17 protein-coding genes are annotated in these 23,103 nt (G+C 68.4%); 10 read left to right on the plus strand and 7 right to left on the minus strand.

What is annotated here, in order from left to right:
- The first annotated feature begins 118 nt into the window (after positions 1–118).
- From KUD94_RS05470 to ccmI, 3 genes are read left to right on the plus strand one after another with little or no spacing between them, the layout of a single operon-like run.
- Positions 119–1,879, plus strand: coding sequence for a multiheme c-type cytochrome (locus KUD94_RS05470; RefSeq protein WP_218238783.1), 1,761 nt, complete (start codon positions 119–121; stop codon positions 1,877–1,879).
- A 54-nt stretch (positions 1,880–1,933) separates the two neighbouring features.
- Positions 1,934–2,971 (plus strand): hydroxylamine oxidation protein HaoB, encoded by a 1,038-nt coding sequence (gene haoB, locus KUD94_RS05475; protein WP_218238784.1) that lies wholly within the window; start codon positions 1,934–1,936, stop codon positions 2,969–2,971.
- Positions 2,972–3,000: 29 nt separating this feature from the next.
- Positions 3,001–4,230: a c-type cytochrome biogenesis protein CcmI gene (ccmI, locus tag KUD94_RS05480; protein ID WP_218238785.1), complete on the plus strand. Its 1,230-nt coding sequence runs from the start codon at positions 3,001–3,003 to the stop codon at positions 4,228–4,230.
- 42 nt (positions 4,231–4,272) lie between these two features.
- On the opposite strand, the gene KUD94_RS05485 is transcribed toward ccmI, so the two are convergent.
- The 3 genes from KUD94_RS05485 to KUD94_RS05495 all read right to left on the minus strand — a co-directional run bounded on the left by KUD94_RS05485 (position 4,273) and on the right by KUD94_RS05495 (position 6,761).
- Positions 4,273–5,763: a PLP-dependent aminotransferase family protein gene (locus KUD94_RS05485; protein WP_218238786.1), complete on the minus strand. Its 1,491-nt coding sequence runs from the start codon at positions 5,761–5,763 to the stop codon at positions 4,273–4,275.
- A gap of 161 nt (positions 5,764–5,924) precedes the next feature.
- Positions 5,925–6,386, minus strand: coding sequence for an ATP-binding protein (locus tag KUD94_RS05490; RefSeq protein WP_218238787.1), 462 nt, complete (start codon positions 6,384–6,386; stop codon positions 5,925–5,927).
- A gap of 42 nt (positions 6,387–6,428) precedes the next feature.
- Positions 6,429–6,761: an STAS domain-containing protein gene (locus KUD94_RS05495; RefSeq protein ID WP_218238788.1), complete on the minus strand. Its 333-nt coding sequence runs from the start codon at positions 6,759–6,761 to the stop codon at positions 6,429–6,431.
- Between the two features lie 305 nt (positions 6,762–7,066).
- Between KUD94_RS05495 and KUD94_RS05500 the strand changes: the two genes are divergently transcribed.
- From KUD94_RS05500 to KUD94_RS05515, 4 genes are all read left to right on the plus strand, one after another.
- Positions 7,067–8,236, plus strand: coding sequence for an acyl-protein synthase (locus tag KUD94_RS05500; RefSeq protein ID WP_218238789.1), 1,170 nt, complete (start codon positions 7,067–7,069; stop codon positions 8,234–8,236).
- 115 nt (positions 8,237–8,351) lie between these two features.
- Entirely contained in the window at positions 8,352–10,868 is a 2,517-nt protein-coding gene (locus KUD94_RS05505; RefSeq protein WP_218238790.1) for an acyl-CoA reductase, read from the plus strand.
- A gap of 29 nt (positions 10,869–10,897) precedes the next feature.
- Positions 10,898–12,184 carry a phenylacetate--CoA ligase family protein gene (locus KUD94_RS05510; RefSeq protein ID WP_218238791.1) on the plus strand — a complete coding sequence of 429 codons (1,287 nt, stop codon included), beginning with the start codon at positions 10,898–10,900 and terminating at the stop codon, positions 12,182–12,184.
- Positions 12,177–13,727 (plus strand): GNAT family N-acetyltransferase, encoded by a 1,551-nt coding sequence (locus tag KUD94_RS05515; protein WP_218238792.1) that lies wholly within the window; start codon positions 12,177–12,179, stop codon positions 13,725–13,727. Before KUD94_RS05510 ends, KUD94_RS05515 begins: the two co-directional genes overlap by 8 nt.
- Positions 13,728–13,748: 21 nt before the next feature.
- Here KUD94_RS05515 and KUD94_RS05520 read toward each other — a convergent pair whose 3' ends face one another.
- Positions 13,749–14,687, minus strand: a complete 939-nt coding sequence (locus tag KUD94_RS05520; RefSeq protein ID WP_218238793.1) for a LysR family transcriptional regulator — start codon at positions 14,685–14,687, stop codon at positions 13,749–13,751.
- Between the two features lie 153 nt (positions 14,688–14,840).
- Between KUD94_RS05520 and wrbA the strand changes: the two genes are divergently transcribed.
- Positions 14,841–15,434, plus strand: coding sequence for an NAD(P)H:quinone oxidoreductase (gene wrbA, locus KUD94_RS05525; protein ID WP_218238794.1), 594 nt, complete (start codon positions 14,841–14,843; stop codon positions 15,432–15,434).
- A 72-nt stretch (positions 15,435–15,506) separates the two neighbouring features.
- Here the strand turns inward: wrbA and KUD94_RS05530 are convergent, their stop codons facing one another.
- Positions 15,507–16,919 carry an MFS transporter gene (locus KUD94_RS05530; RefSeq protein WP_218238795.1) on the minus strand — a complete coding sequence of 471 codons (1,413 nt, stop codon included), beginning with the start codon at positions 16,917–16,919 and terminating at the stop codon, positions 15,507–15,509.
- 139 nt (positions 16,920–17,058) lie between these two features.
- Positions 17,059–18,039, minus strand: a complete 981-nt coding sequence (locus tag KUD94_RS05535) for an MBL fold metallo-hydrolase (protein ID WP_218238796.1) — start codon at positions 18,037–18,039, stop codon at positions 17,059–17,061.
- Between the two features lie 95 nt (positions 18,040–18,134).
- On the opposite strand from KUD94_RS05535, the gene KUD94_RS05540 reads away from it, so the two are divergent.
- The gene (locus KUD94_RS05540; protein WP_218238797.1) at positions 18,135–18,713 is read left to right on the plus strand and encodes a Crp/Fnr family transcriptional regulator; all 579 of its coding nucleotides are present in this window, start codon (positions 18,135–18,137) and stop codon (positions 18,711–18,713) included.
- A gap of 256 nt (positions 18,714–18,969) precedes the next feature.
- Positions 18,970–21,426, plus strand: coding sequence for a Tex family protein (locus KUD94_RS05545; RefSeq protein WP_218239201.1), 2,457 nt, complete (start codon positions 18,970–18,972; stop codon positions 21,424–21,426).
- Here the strand turns inward: KUD94_RS05545 and KUD94_RS05550 are convergent.
- Entirely contained in the window at positions 21,423–23,039 is a 1,617-nt protein-coding gene (locus KUD94_RS05550) for a 4-hydroxyphenylacetate 3-hydroxylase N-terminal domain-containing protein (RefSeq protein ID WP_218238798.1), read from the minus strand. The genes KUD94_RS05545 and KUD94_RS05550 overlap by 4 nt on opposite strands.
- Positions 23,040–23,103: the final 64 nt, after the last annotated feature.

Genomic DNA, 23,103 nt, shown 5'->3' on the forward strand with positions numbered 1-23,103 from the left:
GTGCATGCAAGGGTTTTCCCGCAGGCCGATGGCACCATCGCGCAAGACGTGCTTGGTACTAGCAGCAATGCGGCAAATGACCATGATGGGAAGAGGCCCAATCTGCCAGGAGGGAATCATGTGGTCACGTCTGCTCAGCTTCGTCGTACTGGCGTTCTGCCTGATGGCAGCACATCTTCCGGCCTCGGCAACGATCTGGGACTCCGTCCCGGACGAGCAGCTCAAGGCGCTTGAGCTCAGCCGCGACGCAACGCCCAAGGAACTCTTCGACAGCCTCTCCAAGCGCTACCGCGCGGAGCTGACCAAGGGCAAGCATGCCAAGCTCTGGGAACCCATCCCCATGGACATGTACCTCGCGCCGACGCTGTTCTACAAGGCGCCAGACCTGGACATGCAGGTCACGCGCGAGCAGTGCGCGAGCTGCCACAAGGACGTGACGCACGGCTGGGTCGCCTCGTGGGAGAAGAGCGTGCACGCCAACCTCGACCAGATCCGCGCGCTGCCCGCCGACGACGTGCGCGCCTACAAGAAGGACATCATCTCCGAGGTCGAATCCAACCTGCATTCCCAGGGCCTGCTGGCGCAAGGCGCCACGCTCAAGGACGTGGGCTGCGCCGACTGCCACATGGGCATAGGCGTGCAGGCCGGCAACCACAAGGACTTGCATCTGCCCGACCGCACGGTCTGCGGCAGCTGCCACCTGCGCCAGTTCGCCGAAGCCGAATCCGAACGCGACACCCTCACCTGGCCGCAGAAGCAGTGGGACAAGGGCCACCCCTCGCACACCGTGGACTACATGGCCAACGTCGAAACCGCCACCTGGGCGGCGCTGCAGCAGCGCGAGGTTGCCGCGAGCTGCACCATGTGCCACACCAACCAGACCAAGTGCGACAACTGCCACACCCGGCACGAGTTCTCCACCGTGGAGGCGCGCAAACCCGAAGCCTGTGCCACCTGCCACAACGGCGTGGACCACAACGAGTTCGAGCAGTACATGTTCTCCAAGCATGGCACGCAGTACCAGACGCGCGGCGACTCCTGGGACTGGAACGCGCGCCTTGCCGACCAGAACACCAAGGGCGGCTTCACCGGCCCCACCTGCCAGGGCTGCCACTTCGAGTACAAGGGGCAGTTCACGCACAACACCGTGCGCAAGGTGCGCTGGGGCTTTCTGCCGTTTCAGAACATCGTCGACAACCTGGACCACCCCTGGTTCCAGGAGCGCAAGGACGCCTGGGTCAGCACCTGCTCGCAGTGCCATTCGCCGCGCTTTGCCGAGACCTACCTGACCATGATGGACAAGGGCATCAAGGAAGGCACCAAACTCGTCGAGGAAACCCGCAAAGTGGTGCAAAAGCTCTACGACGACAAGCTGCTCGTGGGCCAGAAGACCAACCGCCCCGCCCTGCCCGCGCCGGAGCAGGACGAGCCCGGCGGCTTCTTCTCGCTGTTCTTCGCGCAGAAGAACCAGACCACGCTGGTGGACCGCACCTTCGCCGAGATGTGGGAGCAGCACGTGGCGCGCTACATGAAGGGTCTTGAGCACGTCAACCCGGGCGGCTGGACCTATTCGCACGGCTGGAGCGACCTGATCAAGGACCAGGCCATCATCAACGAGCAGGACACCATCCTGCGTGAGAAGGCGCAGCTCGAGCAGCGGGTGCAAAAGCTCGAAGGCAAGGCCGGCGCCAACGGCAAGCTCTCCTCGCTGGACAACCGCAAGCCGCAGAACCTGCTGGTCAGCCTTGGCGCAGACCCCTTGTATGCCGGTGGCACCCTGGCCTTCCTGGGCGGCGGGCTGCTGCTCGGTGGACTCGCCGGGCGCCGGCGCGCCCAGCGCGGCGACCAGGGCGACGGCTCGGGCGACGCCGCGCAATGAGGCCGGGCCAGTACGTGGCGCGGCCCTGATCCAACCACTCTGGAGGAGCGCAAATTGACCCACCAGCGCCCCCTTGTCGCCCGGCTCGCCATCGTCGGCGGTCTGGCGCTGATCGCGGCAGCAGCGCTGCTGCTTTGGCGGCACGCAAGTGCTCCGCCCATCTACCACTACGTGCTCGGCGAGCCCCTGGCCGCGTCCGACGCCGGGGCGCTGTCCGCCTACGCCGAGGCCGGCTACACGCTGCGCCGCGCCAGCGTGCAGGCGCCGCAGCAGGACACGCCACTGGCCACCCTGGACATCGCCGAAACAAGCGCCGGGCCGCTGCTGGTGAACTGGCAGGCGCGCGTCGACGACCCCTTTCTCACCCTCGCGGTAGCGCCGCAAGACGTGACGGCGCTCGCGCAGGTGCTCAAGCGCCACGCTGCGCAGGATGCGACGGTGCTCGCCTGGTGGGACAGCTCGCGCCAGTTCAAGACGCTCGCGGGTGTGGACGTCCAGTTCGCCAGCCACTTGGGCCTGCCGCTCTTCGTGCCGGCGCACTGGAGCGGCAGCCGCGCAAGCGTGGAGGCGATAGAGCGCGCCTTCTGGAGCGGCGACGACGCGGCAGCGGTCGCCAGCGAGCGTGAACGCTTCCGGCGCTTTGCCGAGGCTCTGGTCTCGCCCGAAGCCGAAGGCATCGCGGCGCTGCGCGCCCTGGCCGGCGAGGGCAAGCGTCTGGTGCTCGTGCTGCACTGGCGCGACGTCATCCTGCTTGGCCAGATGTTCCCCGACAAGCTCGGCGTGGCCTTCCAGGATTTCGGCGCGACCAACGACGTGCACGGCATGGTGCGCCGCGTGCATGCCTGGCTGCAGGAACACAAATACACCGCCTACGGCGTGCTGCAAGGCAGCGGCCAACCTCTGCGCGCCATCGCGCTCACCGATGAGCCCTCGGGCAATACCCTGGCCGCCCGGCTGCTGCCCTTCATGGGCAACGCCCAGCACGATGTGCAGGGCGCAACCCTGGTCTATCAGACGGGAGGCTTCTCGGTGTATGAGATCACGCCGTCGAGCCTGGCGAACGCGCCGGTGCAAGAGGCGCGCAAAGGCTGAGCGGCGCGCGGCGCACAGGAGAAGAACGAATGCTCGCTTTTGTGGCCCTGGCCGCCGCCATGGTGCTCACCGCATTGCTTGCGGTGCTCTTTCCCCTGCTGCGCCGCAGCCAGCGTCCGCTGCAGCGCGGCGAGGATCTGGCAGTGCTCGCCGACGGGCTGCGCGAGCTCGATGCGCAGCTGGCCGCGGGCGACGTAGGTGCAGCCGAGCACGAGAGGGCGCGCCTCGAGCTGCAGCGCCAGGCGCTGCATGCGGGCCAGGCTGCGCAGGCGCGGGCCCGCTCGAGCCAGCAGGCCAATTGGGCCGTCGCGCTGGCCACCGCCGTGGTACTTCCACTACTGGCGATTGGCGTCTATTTGACCGTGGGACAGCCGGGCGCAATCCATCCATCCGCACCCGCGGCGCGCAGCGCAAGCACCGGCGCCGCGCCACACGTCCAGGACGACGCCGCAGTGGCTGCGCTCCAGGCGCGCCTGGCACGCGACGGCGGCGATGCCGAGGGCTGGGTGTTGCTCGCGCGCTCCTACTACCAGATGGGCCGCATCGACGACGCGCTGAGCGCCTATGGCAAGGCGACCCAGCTCAGCAGCGACAACGCAGACCTCTGGGTCGAGTACGCCAACACCCTGGCGATCGCGCAGCAGCGCGACCTCTCGGGCGAGCCCACCCGGATGGTGCAGCGGGCGCTCGAGATCGACCCGAACAACTTCAACGCGCTGGCCTTCGCGGGCCTGGCGGCATTTCAGCAGAACGACAGAACGGCAGCGCTCGCGCACTGGCAAAAGCTCAAGGCGCTGCTGCCCGCAGACACCGAAGACGCACGGCGCATCGACAGCCTCATTGCCCGGGCGCGCGGCCAGGCGCCTGCTGCGCCGCTGGCAGCCAGCGCCCAGGCCGCCAAGCAGACCGGCGACGCCACCATCCGCGGCACGGTCACGCTCGATGAGCGTCTGCGCAGCCAGGTAGCGGCGGCCGACACGCTGTTCATCTTCGCGCGCGCAAGCGACGGCCCGCCCATGCCGCTGGCCGCGGTGCGCACGCGCGCCAGTGGCTGGCCGGTCTCGTTCACGCTGGACGACAGCAGTGCCATGGCGCCGGAGATGCGTCTGTCGCGCTTCGCCCAGGTGAGCGTGGTGGCGCGCGTCTCGCGCCTGGGCACGCCAGCAGCGCAGCCGGGCGACATCGAAGGGCGCGTCGAGCAGGTCGCGCTGGGCAGCAAGGAAGTGCGCATCGTGCTCGACCGCGTCGTCGAGCGTTGAGGCCGCACGCGCGCGCCGCATGCGCGCCCGGTGCCCGCGCTCCTACGCAAGCGCCGGCGCCGCTGCCAGCGCGCGGCGCATGCGCAGCAGCGCCTCGCTGATCTCGGTCTCGTCGAGCGCCGCGTAGCCGAGCAATAGCACGCGCTGCAAGGGGTCCTCGGGCGCGACGTCAAGCATCAGCGCGTTGCCCTTGTCGATGCCGTAGACACCCACGCCCTGGGCGTGCGCCAGCGCCTGAACCTCGTGCGCGCTGCCCTCGTGGGCCGGCAGATGCACCACCACATGCATGCCGCCTTCGCGCCCGTCAACCCACCATTGCGGCAGAAAGTGCGCAAGCCCCGCGCACAAGTGGTTGCGCCGGGCCGCATAGGACTGGCGCATGCGCCGCAGATGCTGTGCATAGCCGCCTTCCGAGATGAAGGCCGCAAGCGCCGCCTGCTCCAGCCAGGGCTGGCAGTTGTTGAGCAAGGCCTTGGCGTGGCAGCTGGGCTCGACCAGATCGGCCGGCAAGACCATGTAGCCAATGCGCAGGCCTGCGCCCAGGCTCTTGGAGAAGGTGCCCAGATAGATCACCACGTCGTCACGGTCCAGGCTCTTGAGCGCCGGCAGCGGCGTGCCGTCGTAGAAAAAATCGCTGTCGTAGTCGTCCTCGACGATGATTCCGCCACTGGCCCGCGCCCAGTCCAGCAGAGCCTGGCGCCGCGGCAAGGACAGCGTGGCCCCGAGCGGGTACTGGTGCGATGGCGTGGTGTAGACGAGCGCCGCCGCCTCGGGCAGGCGCGCCGGGTCTATGCCTTCGCGGTCCACGCGCACCGGCAGCAGCGCCGCGCCGTGGTTGAGGAAGACATTGGCCGCACCGCGGTAGCAGGGGTTTTCTACCGCCACCTGCACGCCGGGCTGAATCAGCAGACAGGCCAGCAGATTCAGCCCCTCCTGGATGCCGTTGGTGATGACGATGCGCCCCGGCTCGGTAGCGATGCCGCGCGTTGCGCCCACATGCGCGGCGATCGCCACGCGCAAGGCATGCAGGCCTTGCGGGTCGCCGTAGTCGCACAAATGGCGCGCGTTGCCGCGCAGCATGCGCACGAGCAACGACTGCCACAGGCGCAGCGGAAAGAGCCGTGCGTCGGGGCGCCCCACCCAGAAGTCGAACGGCAGTTCGCTGGCGTGCGGCGGCAGCACCTGGTGGGACTGCACGCGCAGCGCCAGATGGCGTCCCTGGCGCCGCGGCTGTGGTGCGGCGAAGTGGCTGGGCGCCAGAGGCAAAACCGACGGCCCTTCAGGCAGCGGGCGCTCGCTCACGAAGGTGCCGGCCGGCTCGCGCGCCTCGATCAGACCCTCGGCCACCAGGCGCGCATACGCGCCCATCACGGTGTTGCGCGAGACCTTGAGGTCGGCGGCCAGTTCACGGCTGGCCGGCATGCGCGCGCCCGGCGCCAGCCGGCCATCCAGAATCAGACCGCGGATCTGGCCGGCAATACGCGTTTGCAGGTTCTTGCCCGATGCGCCGTCGAGCCGTATGGGCAGCTGCATGGGTACCTCCTGCACAGTCCGCCACGCGTGCGCGCAACAGGCCGCGGCGCACGCAGCATCAACTAGCCAATGAACTTCTCCCGTCAGCGCATGTTACATGGCTTGCGCCGCCAAGGCAGCAGCGGCGCCGCCATGGCTCCATGCGGCTGCGCCGCATGGACCTAGGTCGCAAGCGCAAACACCAGCAGCAACTCGTTGCGCTGCGCCGCGCGCCGGTAGTGCATGGCGCGGGTGTAGTGGCGCATCAGGCGCAGGCCGTGCCCGCCGGGCACCGCCTCTTCAAGCGACGCGGCAAGCCCGGGGCTTGCCTGGCGCGTGGGGTCAAAGGGCGCTCCGTCATCGGCTACCAGCAGGCCGACTCCGCCGCCAAGCCGGCCAAACGCCAGCCATACCTGCGCCGGTGCGCCGCCCGGCGTGCGCGCATTGGCGGTGACGTTGGCCAGCGCCTCGTCCGCGCACAGGCCGACGACAAAGCCCAGTTGCGCCGGCAAGGCCAGTTCTTCACACAATGCCTCCAGCCAGGCGAGCGACGCGGCCAGCGCCTTCGGGCCGCTGCCCGGGGCCAGCTCGTGCGGGGCCTGCTGCCAGGCCGGCCAGGGCTCGGAAGGGGTGCGGTCCGTCATGTGAATACCGCGTGGCGGGGCCAGGCAAGCGGGTGCTGCGCGCTAGAACTTGGCGAGCGCATCCTGGCGCGTGGCCTGCACGTCCAGAATGGCCAGGAAGCCGCTGATCTCGAACACCTCGCGCACATGCGGCTGCATCGCGCACAGCACCAGGCGCCCGCCCTCCTGCTTCATGCGTTTGGCCAGCACCAGCACCAGGCGCAGGCCGGCGCTGGAGATGTAGTTGAGCCCGGCAAAGTCCAGCACCAGCTTGCGCGCACCGCCATCGACCAGAGCCAGCAGCCGCGTTTCCGCTTCGGCCGCATTGGCGCTGTTGATCTGCCCTTGCAGCGGCACGATGGTGGCCGTGGCGGTGGTCTCGGGAACGATATCCATGGATGTAGGCCTCTCGGGGCGCGCAGCCTGGGCCGGCGCAGTGCGGATTGCGCAGATGATAGCGCCCGCCACCCGCCCTGCCTGCCCGCGCCCTTGATCCGCCTGCCCAAGCGCCCCGCCCGCACCGGCTGCCTGGCCGACAGGATCAACACCGGCACCAGCGCCGGCCAGTCCTTGGTGCGTCTGCATTTCGGGCATTGAAGCGCGCGCGCCCGCCGCCTGCCGCCGGCGCACGCGCACGCACGGTGCAGGCTAGACTGCGCCCAACCAGGGCCCGCCAGAGGCCTTGCCACGGAGACAACACCATGCGAGTCGATTGCACTGCCAGTGCGCAGTCCGAGCTTGCCGCGCCGCCCAGCGTGCAGCAGTTTTGCGAGATCACCACGCCTTATTTGCCCGAAACGGACAGCGAGGCCGCCTTCATCACCGCCATGCGCGACATCACGCGCTGGCACCAGCAGCGCTCGCCCTGGTACGCGCGGCTGCTGGCCCAGCACCAGGTGGACGTCGATGCGCTGACCACGCTCGAGAGTCTGATTGCGCTGCCGCCGGTGCATGCCAACTTCTTCAAGCAGCATGAGATCCTGAGCGTGCCCGAAGACGCCATCACGCTGCACCTGACCTCATCGGGCACCACCGGGCAGAAGTCGCAGATGTTCTTTGACGCCTTCACCATAGGGCACGGGCGGCGCATGGCCGACGACTGCATGCAGGCGCGCGGCATGGTCAGCAGCGCGCCCGCGCACTACCTGGTCAACGCCTATGAACCCTACGACGGCCTGCGCGTGGGTACCTCCAACACCAACCAGTACCTGATGCGCTACGCCCCGGCGGCCGAGGTGTTCTGGACGCTGCGCGCGCTCGGTCAGGGCCAGCACGAGTTCGACGCCTTTGGCGCCGTGGCCCGGCTCCAGCGCTGGGCTGAGGGCAGCACGCCGGTGCGCATCATCGGCTTTCCGGCCTTCCTGCATTTCACGCTGCAGCGGCTGGAAAAAATGGGCATCGCGCCGCTGCAACTGGCGCCGGGCAGCGCCGTCATCCTGGGCGGCGGCTGGAAGGGCCATGCCGACCAGGCCATCGCCAAGGAGGCGATGCACGCCAGCATCACGCGCCAGCTGGGCATCGCCAGCGAGCGCATCGTGGAGACCTTCGGCTCGGTCGAGCACAGCATCCCCTACACCAGTTGCAGCCACCATCACCTGCATCAGCCCACCTGGTCACGCGTGCTGGTGCGCGACGTGGCCACGCTCAGGCCGCTGGCGCACGGGCAAGCGGGCTTTTTGTCCTTTCTCTCGCCCTACATCACCAGCGTGCCGGCGCACAGCGTGGTGATGGGCGACCTGGGCGTGCTGCACGCTGCGAGCAGTTGCGCCTGTGGCACGCCCACCCCCTGGTTCGAGATTCTGGGGCGTGCAGGCACCTCCTCGAACAAGAGCTGCGCGGCGGCGGCGGCGGAGCTGCTGCCTTCGGGCTGAGGCCTGCCTCTCTCGAAAATTTGAATGAAAAGCGGCCAGAACGCTTGCCACACAAGCGCACGCAGCTATTGATTTTGATACACCCCGGAACCCGCGATTGCAAGGACACCGTGCCATGAGCTCTCCCCTAGCCCCCACTGCCTGCTTCTGGTTCGGGCGCTGGCTGCAGACCGACGAGCTGCCAGCCGCGCTGCAGGGTCTGCCCGCGCACATCGACGCCACCCTGCCCCGTCCCTTCCCGCTGCAGGCCTTGGTAGCGGCCTGCCACAGCGTCTCGCGCCAGATCAGCGCGCAGAGCGGCTGCTACGGGGCGCTCTTGCAAGAGGCGCTGCGCACCAGCACCGAAGCCGATGCGCTGGCCATGCTGCAGGCCATGGCCGCCATCCTGGAGCAGGACGCGCTGCACGAAAAACTGCGCAGCGAACTGGGCAGCCACTACCCCGGCACGCTGCAGCGGCGCTACCCCGGCCGCCAGTTCGAAGCCTGGGCCGCCTGCGGCTGCGTGGTGCACATCGCGCCATCCAACGTCTTCACCGTGGCCGCGCTTGGCCTGGTGGAAGGGCTGCTCACGGGCAACGTCAACGTGGTCAAGACCAGCGCGCGCGACGGCCACGTGGCCCAGTTGTTTGCCCAGGCGCTGGTGCAGGCCGACGTGTCCGGGCACCTGGCCGACTACATCGCGGTGCTCGCCCTGCCCTCCAGCGAACAGCAGGCGCTGCACCAGCTCATGGCCTGCGCCGACGCGGTCTCTGCCTGGGGCGGCGAAAAGGCCATCAGCGCGGTGCGCTCCATGGTGCCTGGCCACGCGCGCCTGATCGCCTGGGGGCACAAGGTGTCGTTTGCCTATCTGGCCGCCGACTGCCTGGACGACGAGGCGGCGCTGCAAGGCTTTGCGCGCGACATCTGCCGCCTGGACCAGCAGGCCTGCTCCAGCCCGCAGACGCTGATGGCCGAAACCGACGAAGCCGGGCTGCACGCGCTGGCAGAGCGCCTGGCGGCACTGCTGGCACGCATATCCCCCACCATCGCCGCACAGCAGCCGGACAGCGCCGAGCAGGCCGAAATCACCAGCGTGGTGAGCGTCGCGCGCAGCGAGCAGGCGCTGGGCCTGACCCGGGTGATCGAAGACCCGGCGGGCGGCTGGCGCATCCTGCTCGATACCCGCCCTGGCCTGCGCCCCTCGCCGCTGTACCGCAGCATCTGGCTCAAGCCGGTGCAGCGCAGCCAGCTCGCCGCGCAGCTGCGCCCCATGCGCCCCTGGCTGCAGACCTGCGGCCTGGCGGCGGGGCTGGCCAGCATCGCGCCGCTCACGCGCCTGCTGCTCTCGGCCGGGGTCACGCGCATCACCCGTCCCGGCGAGATGGTCGACAGCTACCTGGGCGCGCCGCACGACGGCATGTATGCGCTGCAGCAACTGGCGCGGCGCGTCTCGGTCGACGGGCCCGAGCTGCTGCGCGAGCACGGCCAGATCGACGCGCTGGAAGCGCCCGAACGCATGCCGGCGCCGGACGTGCCCATCCTGAGCAAGGCGGGCTTTCAGGCGCTGCAAGGGACGGACCCCAGAACCGGCGTGATCGTGCGCAGCGGCGGCACCAGCGGCAAGATCGCCTACGCGGGCTACCGCTGGAGCGACTTCGACGTGCAGATGGCCACCTCGGGCGACGGCCTGGTTGCCGCAGGGCTCGACCCCGAGCGCGACTGCGTGATGAACCTGCTGCCCGCGGGCAACCTCTACGGCGGCTTTCTCAGCTTCTGGGGCATTCTGGAGCGGCTGAAGGTGCGCCAGCTGCCCATGGCCATGTCGCCGGACTACGACTTCATCGCCGAGCAGATCATCGCCCACGGCGCCAACACCTTGATCGGCGTGCCGCCGCACCTGCTGGCCTTGTTCAAGGACCAGGGCCAGCGCCTGCGCGACTGGGGCGGGGTGCAAAAAATCTTCTACGGCGGCGAGGCACTCTCCAGCGCCCAGCAAGGCTTCTTGACCCAAGACTGCGGCGTGGCCCTGGTGCGCTCGGCCGCCTATGGCTCCAATGATGCCGGCCCCATGGGCTACCAGTGTGCGCACAGCAGCGGCGGCGTACACCACTTGTACACGCGGCTGCAGACGCTGGAGATCGTCGAGCTGGACAGCGACACCCCGGTGCAGGGTGACGCCGTCGGGCGCCTGATCTTCACCCCGCTGGTGCGCGGCCTGCCGCGCATCGAGCGCTATGAAATCGGCGACCTCGGCCGCTGGCTGAGCGGCCCCTGCGCCTGCGGGCGCAAAGAGCCGCGCTTCGAACTGCTGGGGCGCCTGGGCGACGTGTTCAAGGCCGGGCCGCTGATGCGCTACGACAGCTTCGTGCAACTGCTGGGCGAGCGCTTTGCCTACCCCGGCCCGGTGCAGCTGCATCTGCGTGCGCGCCAGACGCACACCGAACTGGAAATCCGCCTGGACAACCAATGGAACAGCGCCAACACCCAGGCAGCGATAACCCATCTGCTGGCCAGCTACCCGCCGCTGCAGGACTGCCAGAGCCTGGGCATCGCGCTGGAGCTGAGCATCAGCGTGCACGAAGACGCCGGCTTCACGCGCAACCCGGTGAGCGGCAAGATCATCCACATCTGCGACCACCGCGTCGGCGCCTGAGCGCGCCGCCCATGCAAAGAAAGCCGCCCATGCCTCCCACGCCAGCCCCCGCATCCGCCCTGCTGCCCGAGCTGCTCGCCTTCGTGCGCACGCACTCGCCCTTCTACCGCGACTACTGGGCCCAGGTCCCCGCCGCCAGTACGCGGCTGGCCGACTACCCGCTGCTGGACAGCAAGCGCTTTTGGGCCGCCAACACGGTGCAAGACAACCGGGTGTTCACCGGGCCGCTCGATGGCGGCATCACCTTCAAGAGCGGCGGCACCACCGGCCAGCCCAAATACTCGGTCTTCACCAACTCCGAGTGGCAGGCCTTCACCCGGCGCAGCGGCGAGCGCCTGCGCCTGCTGCTGCGCCCGGGCGACCGCGTGGGCAACCTGTTCTACGCGGGCAAGCTCTACGCCTCCTTTCTGTTCTCGCAGCGCCTGATCGAGGCGGCCGACATGGGCATGGGCTTTCCCATCGCCGGCGACGACTTGCACGAGGCGCTGGCGATCTGGCGCCAGTTCGACCTGAACGTGCTCGCCGGCGTGCCCACCACCCTCATGAAGCTGCTGGAGCTGCTCACGCCCGAAGACAGGGGGCGTCTGTCGCTGCGCCTCATCCTGTTTGCCGGCGAGCCCATGTTCGCCGACCAGATCGCGCGCGTGCAGGCCGTGTTTCCGGGCTGCGTGGTGCGCTCCATCAGCGTGGCCGGAGTGGACTACGGCGAGCTGGGCTGGACCGACCCCGAGGCCGAGCCCGGCGTGCACCACAGCTATGACGACAGCACGGTGCTCGAGATCATCGACGAGGGCAGCGACGCCTCCATCGAGGAAGCGGGCGTGCCCGGGCGCCTGGTCGTCACCAATCTGCTGCGCCGGCTCATGCCCATCGTGCGCTACCCCGTGGGCGACCGCGGCGAATGGGTTGACCCGCCGGGCACGCCCGAGCGGCGCTTTCGTCTGCTCGGGCGCACCGAAGAAGGCGCGCGCGTCGGCCCCATGACGCTGTACGTGGACGACATCCGCCAGGCGCTCACCGCGCTGCAGGCGCAGGGCGTGCTGGCGGGCTTCAAGGACTTTCAGCTGCTGATCTCGCACCACGGCGAGCGCGACGAATGCTGCCTGCGTCTGGCGCTGGCCGAACCCGCAGGCCTGGACGACGCCTGCGCGGCGCAGATCGCCCAGGCCCTCTATGCCGCCCGCCCCATGTTCCGCGACCTGTTGGACGCCGGCGTGGTGCACCCGCTGCGCGTGCATGCGGTCACGCTCGATGGCCTGCAGACCAACGCGCGCAGCGGCAAGCTGCTGCGCGTGCTGGACCAGCGCCATGGCTGAGTCGCGCCCCGCTGGCTCTGCGACCGCCGCCGTGCCGCTCTGCCCCTGGCTGCAACTGCAGTTGCCCGCAAGCCTTGCCGCCCTGGCGCCGCTGCAGGCGGTGATGCAGCAACAGGCGCAGCTCCTCGGCTTTGATCACGCCGGCGTACAGCGCATCTGCGCCGCCTGCGACGAGGCCCTGGCCACGGTGTTGCGCCTGGGGCACGACGCCGCAGAAGACGCCAGCAACGAGCTGCAGGCCAGCATCCGCCTGCAGGGCTCGGCCTTGGAGCTGCGCCTGTCCGACAACGGCCTGCCCTACGACCTGAGCCTGTTGCCGCGCTACGACCCCGAGGCCCCCGAGACCGCCGACGAAGACGGGGCGGGCCTCGCCGCGTTTTTGATGCAGCGGCTGGCCGACCACTGCGAGGTGCTCAACCAGGGCCAGCAAGGCCACCACGTGCTGCTGCAATGGATGCTGCCGCAGGCCTCGGCCGGCGTGGCCCCGCCGCCCGCCATCCCCGCAGCGCAATCCGACGCCGACGCCCGTCGCAGCGGGGAGCCCGCCACCATCCGGCCCATGCAGCCCGAGGACGCGATCCATCTGGCGCGGCTGATGTTTCGCACCTACGGCTACTCCTACACCAACCCCGACATGTATACCGCCGAGGGCATACGCGGACTGATGCGCGACGGGCGTCTGACCTCCTGGGTCGCGGTGCATGGCGAGCAAGGCGTGCCCGTGGGCCACATCGCGCTGCTCAAACCGCAGGCGCAGGACCCGGCAGTGGAAATCGGCACGGCCGTCGTCGCCCCGAGCGAGCGCGGCAGCGCGCTGTTCACCCGGCTCGTAGCCGCAAGCCAGGAGGCGCTGCCCAGCCGCCCCGAGCGTGTGGCCTTCCTGCACGCAGTGGCGGCCCACCCCTATACGCAGAAAACCTTCAACCATCTGGGCTACCACCCCACGGCGCTGCTGCTCGGGCTGATTCCGGGCAGCGCCAGCTTTCGCGGCCTGGCGGGGCGCCGACAGGGCGAGCGCGTGAGCGCGTTTCACAGTTGCAAGCTGCTGCATCCGGTCGACCCGTTGCCGGTGTGGCTGCCGCCCGCGCTGCTGGAGCTGGTGCAGCCGGGCGCGCAGGCGATTGGCCTAGCCTTGCTGGTGCAGCACGCACCCGCGCCGACGCTGCAAGGCGACACGCGCCTGGCCAGCCAGATCGTGCCGGACATGGGCGCGGCCTTTCTCACACTGCAGCACGCCGGCCAGGACTTGCACGCCGCGCTGGCGCGCCTGCTGCGCCAGCTGTGCCGCGCGCGCCTGGACGTGGTCTACCTGCACCTGGACGCGGGTGAAGCCCATGCGCCAGCCACCTGCGCGGCCGCGCAGGCGCTGGGCTTCATTCCGGCGGGCCTCACCCCCTTCATGCCCTGGCCGGCCACGCTGTGCCTGCAGTACCTGAACAACCTGGAGCTCGACGAAGCCCAGGTGCACGCCGTCGGCCCCGCGGCCGAGGCGCTGCGCGGCGCGCTGTTCAAGGCCTGGCGCGCACAGGAATGGCTGGATTGAAGCGCGCGGTGCGCAGTCCGCTCACGCCGCCGGCGTGACCGGCAGGCCGGCGCAAGACTCGGGCGCGTGCGGGGGAAACACCTCGCCCAGAAAATCGAGAAAGCTGCGCACTGCGGGCGACATGCCACGGCGCGAGGCAAACACCGCATGCACGATGGACTTGGGCTGGCTCCATTCGGGCAGCAGCCGCACGAGGCTGCCCTCGGCCAGCTCGCGAGCCACCATGTAATCGGGCAGCCAGCCCATGCCGGTGCCGGCCATCGCGGCGAACTTGAGCGACAGCAAGTCGTCGATCACGCAGCGCGGCAACAGCTCCAGCGTCTGCATCCGGCCCTGCGCGCCGATCAGGCGCACACTCGCGCGCCCTTCGCTCTCCGAAGGCATGAGCACGTCCATGTCCGCAAGCTCGTCCAGGCTGCGCGGCGTGCCCTGGCGGCGCAGTTGCGCGGGGCTGGCCACCAGCACCTGGCAGACTTCGTCCAGGCGCTTGACCACCATGGAGCCGCTGTCTTCCAGCGAGCTGCGCACGCGCAGCGCCACGTCCACACCCTCTTCCACCACGTTGACCACGCGGTTGCTGATCTGCAAGTCCAGCCGCACCGCAGGGTAGCGGTCCAGATAGAACGGCAGCTGGCGCGCCAGCACCGTCTGCGCCAGCGTCACCGGGCAGGTCACGCGCACCGTGCCGCGCGGCTCGGCCTGCACCTGGGCCACGGCGTCGGCCGCGGCCTGGGCGGATTCACGCACCGCCACGCAGTGCGCCAGAAAGGCCTGCCCCGCGTCGGTGAGCGAAAGCGTGCGCGTGGTGCGCTGCAGCAGGCGCACGCTGAGCTGCGCCTCCAGCTCGGAGATGCGCCGCGACAGGCGCGACTTGGGTATGCCCATTGCCCGTCCTGCAGCGGCAAAGCTGCCCCGCTCCACCACCTCGGCAAAGTAGAGCATGTCGTTCAAATCGTGCATAGTTCTATTTTCAGGACAATCAAACGCTGAAACACCTATCAATCCCGGATAGGCGCGTGTTTGATAATACTGCTGGAGCAAGTTTCGGGGTTTACCCGGCGCATTGCCTGTCTTTACCGCACCCCAACACACCACCTCGCAAGGAGAAGAAACATGAGCAAGGTCCATCTCGCAGTCGTCTACTACAGCAGCTACGGCACCAACCACCGTCTGGCGGAGATCGCGGTCAAGGCGGCCGAGGAAGCCGGCGCCGAGGTGCGCCTGCGCAAGGCCGCCGAGACCGCGCCGCAAGCGGTCATCGACAAGGTGCAGGCCTGGAAGGAGTTCCAGCAGAAAACGGCCGACGTCGCCGAAGCCAAGCCCGAAGACCTGCAATGGGCCAATGCCTTTTTGTTCAGCGCGCCCACGCGCTTTGGCACCGTGGCAAGCCAGATGCGCGCCTTCATCGACACCCTGGGCCCGATCTGGCAAAAGGGCGACCTCGCCGGCAAGGCGGTGAGCGTGATGACCAGCGCACAGAACCTGCACGGCGGGCAGGAATCGACGCTGCTGGGCATGTACACCACGTTTGCGCACTGGGGCTCGGTCATCGTGCCGCCGGGCTTTACCGACCCGGCCATGTTCAAGGGCCTGGGCAACCCCTATGGCGCCAGCAGCACGATGGGCGAAATCAAGGACGAGGTGCAGGACATCGTGCGCTACCAGGTGCGCCGCCTGCTGCAGGTAGCGGGCAAGCTGATCGCCTGAGCGTCTTGCGCCGCACACGCCGCACGCCACCCTCGTGTGGCGTTTTTCATGCCTGCGGCAGGTCGCGCCGCGCTACCACGCGCCCTTGTGTTCGGGCACCTGACGCACCAGCGCCAGCAGCGCGCCCACCACGGCCAGCGCGGTCACCGCATAGATCCAGGCCTGGGCAATGCCCGGGTCGCGCACGGCCGCGAGCACCGCGGTGCTCACCGAGATGAAGACGATGGTGCCCACCTGCATGAACATGGAGCGCATCGCCGCCACCGAAGACGAATGCTGCGGCGCCAATTGCAGGCCGGCATTGCGGCTGGCCGGGTTGATCATGCCCATGCCCACGCCGGCGAGCAGCGCGCCGCCCGCCAGCCAGACATAGGGCGTGGCGCCAAGCTGCGGCGCCATGGCCAGCACCAGCAGACCCGCAGCCGTGATCGCGCCGCCCACGGCAATCGGCGCGCGGTAGCCGCTGCGACGAAGCGCCAGCACCGCCAGCACCGACATCACCACCGACGCGAGGCCCTGGGCGATCAGGAGCGTGCCCGAAGCCAGCGCGTCGATGCCATAGCGGTTGGTCGCATACAGCGGCGCCAGCACGATGGCTCCGAGCGGCACCCCGCCCAGCAGCACGTTGACCAGGTTCACCACCCCAAAGTCGGGCCCATGGAGCAAGCGCGGCTCTATGAAGGGCTCGCGCGTGCGCGCCAGATGGCGCACGAAGGCCCAGCCGGCCAGCACCGACACCGCCAGCGGCGCCCATACCAGCGGAGCAAGAAAGGACACGCCGCGCTCACCCAGGTAGTTCACGCCCAGCATGCCGCCAAGCACGCAGGCGGCCAGCAGCGCCATGCCGGTGACGTCCATGCTGCCCGCACTCTGGTGCTGCTTGCGGTCGTGCGGAATCAGGCGCCAGGCAAAAAACAGGATCACCGCGCCTATGGGCACGTTCACCAGAAACACGCCGCGCCAGTCCCAGTAGTTGACGAACAAACCGCCGAAGATGGGGCCGATCATCGCGCCGATCGGAAAGATGCTGCCAAACAGACTCACCGCCCGATCGCGCGCGCTGCCGAAGTGGTCCACGATGATGCCAGTAGCCGAAGGCGTGAACCCCGCCCCGCCCGCCGCCTGCAGCACGCGCAGCGCAATCAGCGTGTAGATGTTGGTCGCCAGTCCGCACAGCAGCGACGCCAGCGTGAACACCACCACCGAGGCAATGAACACCCGCCGGCGCCCGTAGCGCTCGCTGAGCTTGCCGGTGATCGGCACAGCGACGACGAAACCCAGCGAATACGCCGTCAGCGTCCAGCCCGCCCAGTTGATCGTCGTGCCCAGACCGTGCTGCAGCGCATGCAAGGCCGTCGCGACGATGGTCGAGTCGACGGACATCATCAGGAGCGCCAGCGCGATCACCAGGAAGATGCGCACGCGCGGCACGTCGCCGGGTGCGCTTGCGTCGTCACCGTGCGGCGGCTCAGCGTCCGGGGCCATGTGCAGCCTGAGTGCTGCTGCAGCACCAGCCGGTAAGAAGGGTTGCAGGCATGGGCCGATTCTGCATCACCCAAGCCTCAAGCGCTTGTCTTGCAAGCGTGACAAGCTGCGCTTTTCGGAGCGCGCGGCGCGCCCGCGCTCATCCGGGCCGCTGCGCTTCGGAGTGCAGCGGGGGCGGGGGCGAGGCGTCGAGGGCCGGCAAACTGCGCAGCGCCCGGGCGTCGTGTGCGGGAATGAAGCGGATGTCCGGGCAAGCGCGATGCAGCGCCGCAAGCCGATGCACGAGCCGGCGCAGCTCTGTGGGCGCGTAATCGGCCAACAAGCGGCTGAGCCAGGGCTTGGGTACGTCGCGCTCAAGCCCTTCCATCTGCCAGACGATGTCTCCGATGAATGCCAGGCGCTGGCCGTCGGACAGCGTGACGAATGCGATGATCGAGCCCGGCGTGTGCCCGGCCGCAGGCACCAGCACCACGCAACCGTCGCCCCATACGTCGTGGCTGGCTTCAAACCCCATGTAGGGCGGACCGTTGAACGCATAAATGCACAGCGGCCGCGGCGCAAGCATGCGGGCCACGCGCGTCGAGCGATGGCCGCTGGCAATGAAACGACGCTCCGTCTCGTTCATCAGCACCGGCACGCCAGCAAAATCCTCGCTCCCGCTGATATGGTCCCAGTGCGCATGGGTCGGCAAGATCGCGCGCAGTCGAGCGCGGTCGTAACCGCTGCGCGCCAGTTGCTGCGCAGCCGGAACGCCTGCATGCACCACCATGGATCGGCGCTGCAGCCACAACAATTGCCGCGCGTGTGCCTGCCATCGCTCACCTATGCCTGCATCCAGCAACAGGTCGCCTGCCGGATGGCGCAGCAGCACGGCACACAGCGCAAATTGCCGAAGCTCGTTGCGCGAGCCGCCCACAAATGCATGCGAGGCACGCGCCTCGATCGCGCCGGTCCATATCGCTGCCACCGAGACGCCGGATGCAGGCTCGGTCACGGCAGGGTAAAAGTCGTACGCTGGCAGAGCCGGCTGCAGGTCGCCTTCGGGCCCGCGCTGGGCCGAGGCCATCAGCAGTGCATCGAAGCTGGCAAAGACCGGGCTGCAAGAGATCGGAATGTCCATCGTGCCCCTTCGTCATCGGCATGCAAATCGCGGCCACACTGTAGAACCGCGCTGCCCTGGCGTCCTTATCTCTTGCTAAGACACCCTGCCCCACCATGAAGCTGATCGACGCATTCCAGCCGCAAGGGGCGGCGCCGCTCCCGGAGGTCGAGCGGCTGCAATCCGAGGTACGGCCGAGCGCCCACGCGCGCCGCGAGGCGATTTTTCGGCTTGGAGACATGCCGGCCGATCTTTTTTTCGTCCGCGAAGGCCTGGTCAAACTCGAATACGCCACGGCAAGCGGACAGGCACGGGTGCGCGACTTCGTGGAAGAAGGGCGAGTGTTTGCGGCGCTGGAGTCGTTGCAGGAGCCGCCGGCGCCGGTCACCTACACGGCTGTCGCGCTTGAACCCACGGTGCTTGAGCGCGTACCCCTCGCCGTCCTGATGCAGCTTGGGCAGCAACACCCGGCCTGGGCCTATCGCCTCTCGCTGCTGCTGTTGGAGACGGCGCGCAACCGCGCCGCACACGAGCAGCGCCTCCTCACCTTGCCAGCGCTGGAGCGCTACGCTGCCGTGCTCGCGCAACGTCCCTGGCTCGAAACGCGGGTGCGGCAATACGAGCTCGCAGCCTATATCGGACTGACACCGGTATCGCTTTCTCGTCTGCGTTCGCGTGCCTGCGCCAGCAGCTAAGGCGACGCTGAACAAGCCCCCGTGATGGCGCGCGCCCAGCATGGGGATGGGCTGCAAGGCGCAAACCGCAGCAATAGCCAAAGCTATTGCGAGGATTTGCAAGGCCGGAGAACCGCCCCAGACTGGGATGCGCGACGCGCGAGGGGCTTGTTCAGCGTTGCCCTAACTTCGCCTGGTCTGGCGGGCCGGCGTCCGCAGCGCTGCGTGGCACACTTGGCCGCCTTTGTGTCCTTCAAAGTTGCCTTTCTTGTCCCACATGTCCCTCATCCTGCGCCAGATCGCAAGCGAAATCCACGCCTCTGAATCCCAGGTCAAGGCCGCCGTCGAACTGCTCGATGGCGGCGCCACCGTTCCCTTCATCGCCCGCTACCGCAAGGAAGCGACCGGCGGCCTGGACGATGCCCAGTTGCGCGAGCTGCAAACGCGCCTGTCCTACCTGCGCGAGCTCCAGGACAGGCGTGCGGCCGTCCTCAAAAGCATCGATGAGCAAGGCAAGCTCACTGCAGAGCTGCGCGCCGCGATCGAAACCGCGCCGACCAAGCAGGAGCTGGAAGACCTCTACCTGCCCTACAAACCCAAGCGCCGCACCAAGGGGCAGATCGCGCGGGAGTTCGGCATGGAACCGCTGGCCGACGCCTTGTTTGCCGACCCTGGCCTTGACCCGCAAACCGCCGCCCAGCCCTACGTGAAGGCGGAAAAAGGCGAAGGCGGCGAAGACTTCACCAGCGTGCAGGCGGTGCTCGACGGCGTGCGCGATATCCTGAGCGAACGCTGGGCCGAAGACGCCGCGCTGGTGCAGAACCTGCGTGAATGGCTCTGGGCCGAAGGCCTGCTGCAAAGCAAGCTCGTCGCAGGCAAGAACGAAGCCGACCCCGAGGTAGCCAAGTTCCGCGACTACTTCGACTACGACGAACCCATTGCGCGCGTGCCCAGCCACCGGGCGCTGGCAGTGTTTCGCGGGCGCCAGCTTGAGATTCTGGATGCCAGGCTGGTGCTGCCCGAGGCCTTGTCTCCCTCCCCCTCTGGGCGAAGGCCGGGGTGGGGGCCTGCGAAGGTAGCTGCCTCAGCCGGCCAGCCTCCATTCCCGCCTTCTCCCAGCGGGGGAAGGAGCAACAGCCCCAGCCTGGCCGAGGGCCGCATTGCCCTGCACCTGGGCTGGAGCCACCAGGGCCGCCCGGCCGACGAGCTGCTGCGCAAATGCGTCGCCTGGACCTGGCGCGTCAAGCTCAGCCTGTCGCTGGAGCGCGACCTGTTCGCCCGCCTGCGGGAAGGCGCAGAGGCCGTGGCGATCAAGGTCTTTGCCGACAATCTGCGCGACCTGCTGCTGGCCGCACCCGCCGGGCAGAAGGTGGTGATGGGGCTGGACCCCGGCATCCGCACCGGCGTGAAGGTGGCAGTAGTGGACGCCACCGGCAAGCTGCTGGAGACCGCCACCATTTACCCGCACGAGCCCCGGCGCGACTGGGACGGGAGTCTGGCCACCCTCGGGCGCCTGGTGCAAAAGCACGGCGTAGAGCTGATTGCCATCGGCAATGGCACCGCCAGTCGCGAGACGGACAAGCTGGCTGGCGAACTCATGAAATTAATACAAAAATCGGCTCAAACGCAGGCGGGACAAGCGCCAGCAGCTATCCAAAAAGTAGTGGTCAGCGAAGCCGGTGCCTCGGTCTATTCGGCCAGCGAATACGCTTCGCAGGAGCTGCCCGACGTGGACGTGAGCCTGCGCGGCGCTGCCAGCATCGCGCGCCGCCTGCAAGACCCCCTGGCCGAGCTGGTGAAGATAGACCCCAAGAGCATAGGCGTGGGCCAGTACCAGCACGACGTGAACCAGAGCCAGCTTGCGCACACCCTGGGCGCGGTGGTGGAAGACTGCGTGAACGGCGTGGGCGTGGACTTGAACACCGCCAGCGCCCCACTGCTGGCGCGCGTCTCTGGCCTGACGCAGACCACCGCCAAAGCCATCGTGCGCTGGCGCGAGCAGCACGGCGCTTTTGCCAACCGCCAGCAACTGCTCAAGGTCACCGGCCTGGGGCCCAAAACCTTCGAGCAATCCGCCGGCTTTCTGCGCATACGTGGCGGCGACAACCCGCTGGACGTGACCGGCGTGCACCCGGAGACCTATCCGGTCATCGAACAAATCATCGCCCAGACCGGCAAACCCATAGACCAGCTCATGGGCCGCTCCGAAGTGCTCAAGAGCCTGAAGTCCGAGCAGTTCACCACGCCCCAGTTTGGTGCCATCACCGTCGGTGACATCCTGCAGGAGCTGGAAAAGCCAGGCCGCGACCCACGCCCCGACTTTGCCGTGGCCCGCTTCAACGAGGGCGTGGAGGACATTGCCGACCTCAAGGAAGGCATGGTGCTTGAAGGCACGGTGAGCAACGTCGCCGCCTTTGGCGCCTTTGTCGATCTGGGCGTGCACCAGGACGGTCTGGTACATGTGAGTCAGCTGGCCCACCGCTTCGTGCAGGACGCGCGCGAAGTCGTCAAGACCGGCCAGATCGTGAAGGTAAAGGTGCTGGAAGTGGACGCAGCGCGCAAACGCATCAGCCTGACGATGAAGCTGGACGCAGCCCCCGCGCGGCGCGACGCCCCGCGTGAAAACCGCTACGAAGCCGCAGGGCGCGGCCAGCAGCGCGGGCGAGCGCAGGAGGCGCAGGCGCCTTCGGCCATGGCCGCGGCCTTCGCCAAGCTGCGCCAGGGCGGGCGCTAGTCGCCGCGCGTGCGCTGCACCGTCAGTGGCGCCATGATCGCCTGCCCCGGGGCGCTGCAGCCGTTGTCGCAGCACTTGCCCGGTTCGCGGTTTTGCGTGATCGGGCGATTCGGGTCGTGCAGCACGCCGCGCTCCAGCAGGCGCTCCACCAGCTCCACCTTGCTGCCCACCGGGTAGTTGCGCCAGATCTCCTGCTTCATCGCGGCGGGCGAGCCGCCGCCGTGCAGACTGATGAGCGAATACCAGCCGCCCTGGTAGGAGGCGGTGAGGTCCTCGATCAGACGCGCGGCCTCGATGCGCTTGTCGTAGGGCACGGACGGGTTGGCGCGCAGCACCTCGGAGAGGCTCGCGCTGGTGGCCGGGTTGTGATCTTCGTCCGGCCCTGGCAGCGCCACGATCAAGCCGCCCGAGACCTCGTGCGCCAGGCGGTGCATGTCGTAGATCTGCGTGGCCAGCAGCAGCTTGCCGATGTTGGCGAAAACCGGCTCGGGCATAAAGGTTTTGCTGTATTTGTCCGGCGCGGCGTAGACGCTCGCAGCGACGCCGCAGGCATAAAAGCCTTCGACGATCTTGATCAGTTCCACCATGGGTTCGCGCAGACTGCTCACCTTGCCCGGGTCGTCAAAACCGTTGGCCTCGCACATCAGCGCGCCCGCGCCGATCAAGAGGTCGCCAAAGCCCGCGCGCGCCGCGATGCAGCTGTGGCGGTGGTGCGTGGCGTAGCTGTAGGTAAGGATGTGGCTGTGCTCCCAGTCGCCGGCGTAGAACACCCGCTCCCAGGGCACGAAGACTTCCTCGAACAGCACCACGGCGGTGGACTGGCCGTATTTGCGCGAGAACAGCGCCGCGCCGTGCTCCAGCTTCTCGCCCGGGCGCCCGGCCACGCGCGAGACGATGGTGACACCGGGCGCATCCACCGCCACCGCGCAGCACACGGCAAAGGCCGCGTCCTGCGGGCCCATGTTGCGGCTGGGCATGACCAGCAGCTCGTGCATGTAGGGCGCGCCGGTCACGATGGCCTTGGCACCACTGATCCAGATGCCCTTGCCGTCTTGGCGCACCACGTGCACATAGGCGTCCTGCACCGGCTGTTCATGCGGTTTTCTGGTGCGGTCGCCCTTGGCATCGGTCATGGCGATGCCGATGGCCAGGTCATGGTCCTGGGCATGCGCAAGGTAGGCGCGAAAGCGGTCACCGGCCTCGCGCGTGCCGCTGGCGTCGTCGATCGCGCCGGTGGCTTGCGCCAGGCCGTTGAGCGCGTCGTGCGCCAGATAGCGCTGGGCGCAGCCGGTTTCCTGGCACAGCACGCGCACGGCTTCGAGCTTGTTGAGCAAATCGCCCGCCGCCTCGTTCACGTGCAGCATGCGCGGCACCACCTTGGCGCGACTGGTCTGGTTGGCCAGGGCAATCGGCGCCAGTTCCTCGCGCAGCGCGAAGTCGTAGGTGTAGGCCAGCGCGTTCACGCCGGGCGCAAGCTCGGGCGCGTCCACTACCGAGTCGATCTGCCGCCCGTCGACGAAGACGCGCGGCTTCAGGCGCCGCAGCGATTCGCGGTAGGCCTCGCCGCTCATCAGCGGGACGCGGGGCAAGACGCAGCGGTCGGGTTCGGTCATGGCGTGGCCTCAATAACGCGGGTGGCCATATTTGAACGGTGTTCAATATGTTTGTCAATCCTAC

Source organism: Comamonas sp. NLF-1-9, assembly GCF_019195435.1.
Taxonomy (GTDB): Bacteria; Pseudomonadota; Gammaproteobacteria; order Burkholderiales; family Burkholderiaceae_C; genus Comamonas_C.